We start from the raw sequence: 10,269 nt of genomic DNA, 5'->3' as shown, positions 1-10,269 counted from the left end.
TTTAGCGACCCCAAAGGTATGAAGTTTTTGCGCCGCCCTCTCCGGAGATCTGGCCCTAGGACCAGATCTCCGGAGAGGGCTTTTTTCAACAGCAAGCTGTTGCGTTTATCAGTTGAATCCAAGCTCACATTAAAAACACCCTTGTAATATTTGTTTGGTTCTTTATTAAGTTCCTTGCAAGTTTCCGGGTAATCTTCCACCGCCTCAATGAATACTTTTTGCAGATCATCAATAGAATTGGCTCCATAGGAAACCAAATCATTTATACCAATGATCTTACCGCGCAAAATACCCTCATCCGCGCTGAATTCAACGGAACTTAAATAAGATTTGTTTAATAACATAGGGCTTAGCGATCTTACCGGGGTGTGGTCTGGGCAAATTGCTGATATCTTTGTTTTCGTTGGCACACTTTACGCTAGAACCGCCCGTCTTTCCTTTTTTGGAAAGTTCCTTAAAATTGGAATGTGCCAAAATTTTCACAAGCTCCTCCCAAGTCAAATCCTTAGGATTACCTGGAAATTTGGCAAGTAACTTTTGGGTTTTCCCTGGGATGAGGATAGCATATTTTTTGTAACTAAAAAATAGTTACTTTTCGGTACGTCAATAACAAATTGAAAGAAACAAATACTATTGATAGTCGAAAATCCATCAATCACCTTAATTTGTCCATATTTTCCAAAAAATTGTCTATTTTAATTGCTATTTTAATTGTTTATCCTTGTTGTTGCTAAGACACCTCCATTTTTGGAGTTCTTTTGTAAAAATGTAATACGTCCAAAAAAGCAGTTCCATGCTATGAAATCAGGTTTTTTCAAATCCGGTCCATTTTATCTGGCTTTGGCCTTTCTTATGGCATTGCAATCTTGCCAAACCGAAAAGCAAGTGGATTTTAGCACGCAGATAAAGCCCATTCTCAACAACAACTGCATCACCTGCCACGGTGGGGTGAAGAAAAGTGCCGATTTTAGCCTATTGTTCAAGGAAGAGGCCTTCGCGGTCACGGCTTCCGGCAAACCGGCCATTATCCCCGGAGATGCCGCCAACAGTGCCTTCATTACCCGTTTGCACGAGGAAGACCCCGAACTGCGCATGCCCTATGAAAAGCCAAAGCTCTCGGACGAGGAAATAGACCTGCTCACCAAATGGGTGGAACAGGGGGCCGAGTGGGGAGAGCACTGGGCCTATTCCCTGCCGGACAAGGTGGCCGTACCCAAAAAAGCTTCGGAAGCGGGGTTTGCCCCAGAAACGGGCACCCCATTCATACAGAATGATATTGACCACTTTGTCCTTGCCCGTTTGGAGGAAAAGCAATGGCGGCCCAACCCGCCCGCCGACAAAAGCACCTTGGCCCGTAGGCTGTCCTTGGACATCACCGGCTTACCACCATCACCGGAACTGCTCGCCAAATTCAAAGAGGACCTCATCTCCTACGAAAGCTTGGTGGACAGCCTCCTGGCCCAACCAGCCTACGGCGAAAAATGGGCCACCTGGTGGCTGGACCTGGCGCGCTACGCAGATTCCAAGGGCTATGAAAAAGACATGGGGCGTTCTATCTGGAGGTACCGGGATTGGGTGATCCGGGCGCTGAACAGGGACCTGCCCTACGATCAGTTCACCCGGGAGCAACTGGCGGGAGACCTCCTTCCAGAACCTTCCACGGACCAGTTGATCGCCACGGCATTCCACAGGAACACCATGAACAACGACGAGGGCGGCACGGACGATGAGGAGTACCGGGTGGCCACCGTCATAGACCGGGTAAATACCACTTTTGAGGTCTGGCAGAGCACCACCATTGGCTGCGTACAATGCCACAGCCATACCTACGACCCCTTTAAGCACGAGGAATATTACCAGCTGATGGCGTTTTTTAACAACACCAGGGACGAGGACACGCCCAACGAATCACCCGTGCTAAAATTCTATGGCGAGGAAGATCAAAAGCAGTTGAACAAAGTGCTGGATTGGGTGAAACGCCACGGTACGGCAGCGGACGTAAAGACCTACCGCGATTTCTTACAGTTTACGGAGCCGGTCTATAAATCGCACTTTTTTAAAGAATTCAAGGGAACGGTGTATGATGACCACGCCTCCGTGGTGTTTTGGGACACCGGCAGCTTGGTCATTCCAGATGCCTATACCAACAAGGCCAGCCACGTCTATTTCAACTATCGTTCGCATTATGACAATACCAAAATTACCCTTAGGGAGAAAGATAAGGACGGACAGGTACTGGCCCAATTTACCATTGATAAGAGCCCAGGGAACACCACCTCCCAATTCCCCTTGGTGAACATGGACAAAAAGACCAACATTTACATTGAGGCGCACAACCCCGCCGCACGCCCGGAGACCAATATCATGAACCTCTATTGGGTGGCCTTTATCCCAGATATGCCCGGGCAGGAAAAAGCGGGCTGGTCCCAAGTGAACAAGGCCTTGTTGGAATTGCTCAACACAAATGCCGAAAGCCTTCCCATTTTGGCCGAAAATCCCGAGTACATGAAGCGAACCACCCAGGTCTTTGATCGTGGCAGCTGGCTCACCAAAACGGATACCGTGCAACCGGGGACACCCCAGAGCTTAAACCCTTGGAACGATGATTGGAGCAAGGACCGTTTGGGACTTTCGGAATGGATCGTGAGCAAGGAAAATCCGCTGACCGCCAGAACCCTGGTAAACCGTGTATGGCACCAACTTTACGGACGTGGCCTGGTGGCTACCGTAGAGGATATGGGCTCCCAGTCAGAAGCCCCTTCCCATCCGCATCTGTTGGATTGGTTGGCCCTGCGTTTTATGAACGAGCATCAATGGAGCATAAAGGCGCTCATCAAGGAATTGGTGCAATCCGGCACCTACCGCCAAAAATCCGAAAGCACACCTGAAATGTATCAACTGGATCCCGAAAACGAATTTTACGCCAGGGGCCCAAGGACCCGTTTGGGCGCAGAGCAGATCAGGGATCAGGCCTTGGCCGTTGCCGGTCTGTTGAGCGACAAGATGTACGGTCCCGGCGTCATGCCCCCACAACCGGAAGGCGTTTGGCAAACCGTGTACAACGGGGCCGATTGGGTGGAGAGCGAAGGGGAAGACCGCTACCGACGCGGCGTTTACACCTATTTGAAAAGGACCAGCCCCTACCCTTCCTTCCTCACCTTCGATGCCGGGAGCAGGGAAGTCTGCATGGTGCGCAGAACGGTGACCAACACGCCCCTCCAGGCCTTGGTGACCCTGAATGACCCCGTGTACCTGGAAGCCTCCTTCCATCTCGCTAAAAACAACCATGTCCCTGGAGACGTGACCCAGAGCATTGCACAGAGCTATGAGCGGGCCACGATGAGGAGCGTAACGCCCAACCGTTTGGAAGCCCTTACGGAACTTTATGAAAATGCACTGGAACAGTACCAAGAAAGCCCAGAGGCACAAGAACCCTTTTTCCATCTTCAAGAACGGCCAAGCCCAGAATTGGCAGCCCTTACCATAGTGGCCAATGCCATTTTGAATTTGGATGAATTTTTAACGAAGACCTGAAAGATGCCCTACGGAGACACCGTGGGGCTTGGAAAGAACATTGGTGGCAACCGCTGCCAGCTTGGTGCAAGGACCCTTGGAAAACAAGCCCAGTGGGATGGTGAAAAATGAGCGGCAACGGCCCACCCGCGCAAAATGTGGCGTGGGGTCCCGGAACCCCTAAAAAGACAACGGAAATGAACGATCTTATAGAACGGCTCTTAAAGGAAAAAATGGCCCGGGAGGCCCAGGAGAAGACCCGTAGGCACTTTATAAAAAGTTGCGCCCAGGGAATGGGAGGTTTGGCGCTCAGCTCCATTTTTATGGGCTGCGACCCCCTTTCCAAAACCTCCAAAAAAGCGGCACCGGCCTTTACGGAACGGGACCTGAACCCATTGTCCACCCTGGCGCCCCCCTACGCGCCCAAGGTAAAGTCCGTCATCTACCTGCACATGGCGGGGGCACCCTCCCAATTGGAAATGTTCGACTATAAACCGGCCCTCCAGAAACTGGACGGTCAGGATTGTCCGCAGTCCCTTTTGGAGGGCAAAAAATTTGCCTTTATCAAGGGAACCCCAAAGTTAATGGGGCCACAGGCAGATTTTAAGCAGGAAGGGGAATCGGGGAACTGGGTCTCCAATTTTATGCCCCATTTCAAAAAAGTGGTAGATGAGGTGGCCTTCTTAAAGGCCGTGCACACCGATCAGTTCAACCACGGTCCGGCCCAGCTGTTCATGCACACGGGAAGCGCTCGCCTGGGCAGGCCCAGCATAGGCTCTTGGGCCACCTACGGCCTGGGTTCCGTGAACCAAAACCTACCGGGCTTTGTGGTCTTGACCTCTGGGGGCAACAGCCCCGATGCCGGCAAAAGTGTTTGGGGCAGCGGATTTCTGCCCTCCGTGTACCAAGGCGTGCAGTGCCGCTCCAAAGGAGACCCAGTGCTGTACATTGAAGACCCAAAGGGCATTACCCGCGATTTAAAGAAAAGCACCATTGAGGCCATCAATAAGATCAACAAAGAAGAATACGCCCAATACGCCGATCCGGAAATACTGGCACGCATCAATCAATATGAAATGGCCTATCGCATGCAAATTGCGGTACCGGAGGTCATGAACATCAACAGTGAGCCAGAGAACATAAAACAAATGTACGGGGTGGAGCCCGGAAAGGAGTCCTTTGCCAACAACTGCCTCCTGGCCAGAAAACTGGTGGAGGAAGGTGTGCGCTTTGTTCAGCTGTTCGACTGGGGCTGGGATAGCCACGGCAACGTGCGCTCCGGCTCCATAGATCTGGGCCTGCGCAACAAGTGCCGGGAGATAGACCGCCCCATTACCGCCCTGATCATGGACTTGAAACAACGCGGGCTCTTAGAGGACACCCTGATCATCTGGGGCGGGGAATTTGGGCGCACCCCCATGCAGGAAAACCGTGGAAACACCAAAATGGCCTACAAGGGCAGGGACCACCACGGCGATTGCTTTACCATGTGGATGGCCGGTGGCGGCATAAAAAAAGGAGCTTGCCACGGCAAAACGGACGATATTGGCTTTTCCGGTATTGAAGGCAGGGTCTCCGTCCACGACATCCACGCCACCATCATGCACCTCTTGGGCTTTGACCATGAAAAATTCACCTACGAATTTCAGGGCAGACCGTTTAGACTCACGGACGTGGAAGGCCACGTAATTCAGGAAATCTTGGCCTAGCGCCCGTACTGGAAGAAGATGCGCCCTTTCAATGCCACCATCATGACCAACCCGGCTGTTTTTAAACCGCTGTTCCATCCCATGCCAGTGCCATACCATAAAAATGTAATGACCCCATGAAAATACCCCTTCTGTTGCCCTGCCTTCTTTTCTCCCTTATGCTCCAGGCCCAGAGCAAGCAACTGGAATTCTACCAGACGGACTGGGGACGCCAGGTCTCTTGGGACGCGTTTTGCCAGAAGGTGAAAGCGGCTGGGTATCATGGTGTGGAGACCTGGTTCCCTTCCAATGAAGAACAGCAAGCGCAACTAAAGGCGGCGTTGAAAAAATATGGGTTAAAAGTGGGGTTTCTGCACGGCACCGATCGCGCCCTTCCCTTCCCTGAGGCCTTAACGAAATACACCAAACATTTTAAGCAGATTTTGGCGTGGAAACCGGCCTACATCAATTGCCACACCGGGAGCGATTTTATGTCATTTGAGCAAAACAAGGCCTTTTTGGAAGCTGCCATAGCCTTGGGAAAAGCGGAAAATGTGCCCATTTACCATGAAACCCACCGAGGGCGTTTCAGTTACAATCTACCGGATACCCGAGCATATTTGGAGGCTCTTCCCGAACTAAAGCTCACCTTGGACATAAGCCATTGGATGGTGGTACACGAGTCCTTACTGCAAGGGAAAGACACCGCCCTAACGCAGATTTTGGAGCGTTCCCACCACATCCACGCCCGCGTGGGCCATGCCCAGGGGCCCCAAGTGAACGACCCCCAGGCCCCGGAATGGCAAAAAGCAGTGGAGCGCCATTTGGACATTTGGGAAAAGACCATCCGTAAAAAATGGAAGACCCAGGACACGATGACCGTTACCACGGAATTTGGCCCCGCCAATTACATGCCCACCCTGCCCCATACCCAAGTACCTGTGGCCAATCAATGGAAAGCCAATGTCTATATGATGGCACAACTGAAAGCGCGATTGCAAAGATGAAAGGAAGTTGGATTTACGAAGTTGGATTTACGAATGACGAAGTACGAAAATTGAAGTACGAAATGGGAAATCGGAAATCGGAAGTTGGATTTACGAATGACGAAGTCGGAAATCGGAAATTGGAAATCAGAAGTTGGATTTACGATTGACGAATGACGAAGTGGGAAATCGGAAATCGGAAATCGGAAATCGGAAGTTGGATTTACGATTGACGAAGTCGGAAATCGGAAATTGGAAATCAGAAGTTGGATTTACGATTGACGAATGACAAAGTGGGAAATCGGAAATCGGAAATCGGAAATGGAAAGTTGGATTTACGAATGACGAATGACGAAGTGGGAAATCGGAAATTGGAATGACTTAGGACGATAGGACCAAGTTTGAAGGTTTTAGCTCGAGTTCCAATTACTTAATACTCCGTACTTAATACAAAAAAAAAGAAGTGGAAAATCAGAAATCGGAAATCAGAAGTTGGATTTACGAATGACGAAGTACGAAAATTGAAGTACGAAATGGGAAATCGGAAGTTGGAAGTTGGATTTACGAATGACGAATGACGAAGTGGGAAATCGGAAATTGGAATGACGAAGTACGAAGTGGGAAATCGGAAATTGGAATGACGAAGTACGAAGTGGAAAATCGAAAATCGGAAATCGGAAATCGAAAATTGGAATGACTTAGGACGATAGGACGATAGGACGAAGATTTTAGCTCGAGTTCCAATTACTCAATACTTAATACTCCGTACTTAATACAAAAAAAGAAGTGGAAAATCGGAAATCGGAAGTTGGATTTACGAATGACGAATGACCAAATCGGAAATTGGAATGACGAAGTTAGAAACTCAAATCTTAATACTTCATACTCCGTACTCAATACTGAAAAAAGAAATGCGAAATTGGAAATGGGATGGCGTCTGGGAAACTCAAATCCCAATACTCATTACTTGATACTTGATACTTAATACTCAATACTTGATACTTGAACTTGTCTTAACATTATGGGGATCATAAAACAACTGTTGGGTAGGCTGCACCCTTTGATCGTACACCTGCCCATTGGCTTTATCATCCTGGGGCTGTTGCTGCAATGGCGCGATCGGGACAGAAAGGAAATCCAACCCGTCATTGCCCTCATCTATCGTTGGGGCGGCATCAGCGCGGTAATGGCCTGCATTACCGGATATCTACAATATTTGGGCGAAGGTTATGCGTTTGATACGGTAAAATGGCACCTGTGGTCCGGTATCGCCACGGCCCTGTTCTCTTTTTTAATGTACGCCAAGGTGGCGAATCTAAAAATGGCAAATGTCCTTTCCAAAATCCCAATGGCCGCCTTTTCCATTGTCTTCTTCATGTTGCTCTCCTACACCGGCCACCAAGGGGGCAACATTACCCACGGCTCCGATTATCTGGTGGAACCCTTGCCCAACAACATCAAATCGGCACTGGGCTTTGAGACCTTTGAAAAAAAGGACATCGCGCTGAACGAGTCAACTTGGCAGGAGGCCCAGCTCTACCAAGATGTCATCTCGCCTATTCTGAACAACAATTGTGTAAGTTGCCACAACCCCAAGAAGACCAAGGGCGGCCTGCTGTTGCACAACAAGGAAGGCATTTTAAAAGGGGGCGAGAACGGTGAGGTCCTCCTGGCCAACAACGCCCCAGAAAGTGAACTGTACCATAGAATGACACTGCCCTTGGAAGATGACCTGCACATGCCCCCTGAAGGAAAAAGGCAGCCCACCAAAGAGGAAGTGGCACTGATCGGGGCCTGGGTGGATGCGGGCCATCCCTTTGAGGGCAGCATTGGGGAAGCCGGATTGGAAAAAGCCCTTTTCTCCACCTTTTTTCCAAAAGCGCACGATTATGATTTTCCCGATCTGGACATTGCGGCTGCCTCCCAGGAACACATCCTTGCCGTGGAGGAAACGGGGGTCCATGTGGACCCCATCAGTGCATCTTCCAATTTTTTGAGTGTCTCCGCCATTAACAAGCCCCAGTTCAGTGACAGCGATTTACAAAGCCTGTTGCCCATTAAGGACAACTTGGCCCGCTTGGACCTTGGCGGCACCGAGGTCACGGACAAGGCCTTGGAGGACCTGTCGCAATTTCCCCATCTCACCGTACTGAAGTTGGACCATACCGCCGTAACCGGAAGCACTGTGCAAGCCTTGGCATCCCTTCGGTACTTAAAGACCCTGAACCTTGCCGGCAGCGCTTTTGAGCCCGAGCACCTACCCACCTTGAAAACCTTGCCCGGACTCACCAAAGTGTTCCTCTACAATACCAAGGTAGGGGGCCAGGGCGTGGCCCCGATCCCGGACACCGAAATCATGGTGGACTACGGCCATTACGAGCTGCCACCCATACCCTCGGACAGTATTGTGTATTGAAGATGGTGGGGGGACAAGTACGTGGGGCTTTCCGTGGCCAAGGCACCTCCAAAAAACAGGACCGGGCCGTAAGTCCCCACGGGCAACCACCCTTAATTTCATTTTCATATCCAAAAGAAAAAACATAGCTTGGCCCATCTAATTCTTTGTGTGTGCACACCAGCGGAAAATTGGGGCTCGTTTTGGGGCCCGTCTTGTTTTTAATAGGAAGCAACCTTCCCTTTGTCATGGTCTCGGAGCAGGGAGACGCCGTCATCGCCGTGGCCCTTTGGATGGTGGTATGGTGGATCACCGATGCCGTTTCCATTTCGGTCACCGCCCTGTTGCCGCTAATATTGTTTCCATTGCTAAAGATCATGCCGGTGGCAGATGTGGGCGCCAATTATGGCAGCCCCATCATATTCTTGTTCTTTGGTGGTTTTGTAATGGCGCTGGCGCTCGAAAAAGTGAAGCTGCATAAACGTATTGCCCTGAACATTATACGGATAACGGGCACCACGCCCAACAAGGTGGTACTGGGCTTTATGATCGCCACGGCCACCTTGAGCATGTGGATCAGTAATACCGCCAGTACCGTGGTGATGCTGCCCATTGCCATGTCCGTGATCGGGCTACTGATCCACGACAAGGACGGCTTTACCAAAAACGACCGGAACTTTGCCCTCTGCGTAATGCTGGGCATCGCGTTTTCGGCCAATGCGGGTGGCATTGCCACAGTGATCGGTACGCCCCCCAATTCCGTATTGATCGGCCTGTTGGAAAATGAGTACGGCATACAGATCTCCTTTGTGAAATGGATGGTCATGGGCGTGCCCTTCTCCGCCCTGATGATCGCCATAAGCTATGGGGTACTCACCCAGTGGATGTTTCCCAACAAGGGCTTGCACTTTAACGCCAGTAAGCAGGTCATTGCCTCGGAGCTGGACAAACTGGGCCCCATGACGGGTAAGGAAAAAATGGTGCTCGGCATTTTTGGGGTCACGGTGTTTCTTTGGATTTTCCGCACATTGATCAACGCCATTTTTCCAGAATTGGGCCTCTCGGACACCATCATCAGCATGATGGCGGCGATAGCACTTTTTGCCCTACCCTACAATTGGGCCAAGGGCGACTTTATCCTGCAATGGCAGGACACGTCAAAACTTGCTTGGGGCATACTGATCCTTTTTGGTGGCGGGCTGGCCCTGGCCAAGGGAATGACGGTGAGCGGTATTGTGGATCTTGTGGCCAATGCCATTGCCATGAGCGAAATTTCCATCCTCTTCACGGCCATTCTCCTCATTGCCCTGATGCTCTTTATGACGGAGCTCATGAGCAACGTTGCCCTGGTGGCGGTACTGGCCCCGGTGGTGGCCGGCATTGCCATAGGACTTGAGGTTCCCATTCTCTATCTGCTCATTCCGGTGACCCTGGCCAGCAGCTGCGCGTTCATGCTCCCCATGGCCACTCCGCCCAATGCCATTGTCTTTGCCAGTGGCCACATCAAAGTGCACCAGATGGCACGTGCCGGGCTTGTGCTCAACCTCATTGCCGTATGCCTTTTGATCGTGATGTTTCAATATGTGGTGCCGTTCCTCTTCTAGCAAGTTGCAGCCGGGGCCATTTTCCGTTAAGGGCGCAAACTTCAGCGCCTTGGGCAATGGTTATGATTTAATTAACAACGCCA

7 protein-coding genes are annotated in these 10,269 nt (G+C 50.7%); 5 read left to right on the top strand and 2 right to left on the bottom strand.

Going from position 1 to position 10,269, the window contains the following annotated elements; translation table 11 throughout:
- Together ACKWCC_RS12485 and ACKWCC_RS12480 are read right to left on the bottom strand one after the other, a co-directional pair.
- Window positions 1–344: type II toxin-antitoxin system HicB family antitoxin (locus tag ACKWCC_RS12485; protein WP_413996275.1), on the bottom strand; the 344-nt coding region annotated here is incomplete at its 3' end.
- Window positions 310–483 (bottom strand): type II toxin-antitoxin system HicA family toxin, encoded by a 174-nt coding sequence (locus tag ACKWCC_RS12480; protein WP_413996277.1) that lies wholly within the window; start codon window positions 481–483, stop codon window positions 310–312. The genes ACKWCC_RS12485 and ACKWCC_RS12480, both read right to left, overlap by 35 nt.
- 402 nt (window positions 484–885) lie before the next feature.
- Here ACKWCC_RS12480 and ACKWCC_RS12475 point away from each other — a divergent pair, with 402 nt between their 5' ends.
- The 5 genes from ACKWCC_RS12475 to ACKWCC_RS12455 all read left to right on the top strand — a co-directional run bounded on the left by ACKWCC_RS12475 (window position 886) and on the right by ACKWCC_RS12455 (window position 10,186).
- On the top strand, window positions 886–3,534 hold the full coding sequence (locus ACKWCC_RS12475) for a PSD1 and planctomycete cytochrome C domain-containing protein (RefSeq protein ID WP_413996274.1): 2,649 nt from the start codon (window positions 886–888) through the stop codon (window positions 3,532–3,534).
- A 176-nt stretch (window positions 3,535–3,710) separates the two neighbouring features.
- The gene (locus tag ACKWCC_RS12470) at window positions 3,711–5,222 is read left to right on the top strand and encodes a DUF1501 domain-containing protein (RefSeq protein ID WP_413996273.1); all 1,512 of its coding nucleotides are present in this window, start codon (window positions 3,711–3,713) and stop codon (window positions 5,220–5,222) included.
- Window positions 5,223–5,338: 116 nt separating this feature from the next.
- The gene (locus ACKWCC_RS12465; RefSeq protein WP_413996272.1) at window positions 5,339–6,208 is read left to right on the top strand and encodes a sugar phosphate isomerase/epimerase family protein; all 870 of its coding nucleotides are present in this window, start codon (window positions 5,339–5,341) and stop codon (window positions 6,206–6,208) included.
- A gap of 1,000 nt (window positions 6,209–7,208) precedes the next feature.
- Complete coding sequence (locus ACKWCC_RS12460) at window positions 7,209–8,603, top strand: c-type cytochrome domain-containing protein (protein WP_413996271.1); 1,395 nt, start codon at window positions 7,209–7,211, stop codon at window positions 8,601–8,603.
- A 152-nt stretch (window positions 8,604–8,755) separates the two neighbouring features.
- Window positions 8,756–10,186, top strand: coding sequence for an SLC13 family permease (locus ACKWCC_RS12455; protein WP_413996270.1), 1,431 nt, complete (start codon window positions 8,756–8,758; stop codon window positions 10,184–10,186).
- Window positions 10,187–10,269: the final 83 nt, after the last annotated feature.

This window comes from Maribacter aquimarinus (genome assembly GCF_047345505.1).
GTDB lineage: Bacteria > Bacteroidota > Bacteroidia > Flavobacteriales > Flavobacteriaceae > Maribacter.
This window is presented reverse-complemented; position numbering and strand designations above follow the sequence as displayed.

Excerpts from the sequence above, each read along its gene's own strand:
- ACKWCC_RS12470 (WP_413996273.1), top strand. The coding sequence starts at position 3,711 with ATGAACGATCTTATAGAACGGCTCTTAAAGGAAAAAATGGCCCGGGAG.
- ACKWCC_RS12460 (WP_413996271.1), top strand. The coding sequence starts at position 7,209 with ATGGGGATCATAAAACAACTGTTGGGTAGGCTGCACCCTTTGATCGTA.
- ACKWCC_RS12465 (WP_413996272.1), top strand. The coding sequence starts at position 5,339 with ATGAAAATACCCCTTCTGTTGCCCTGCCTTCTTTTCTCCCTTATGCTC.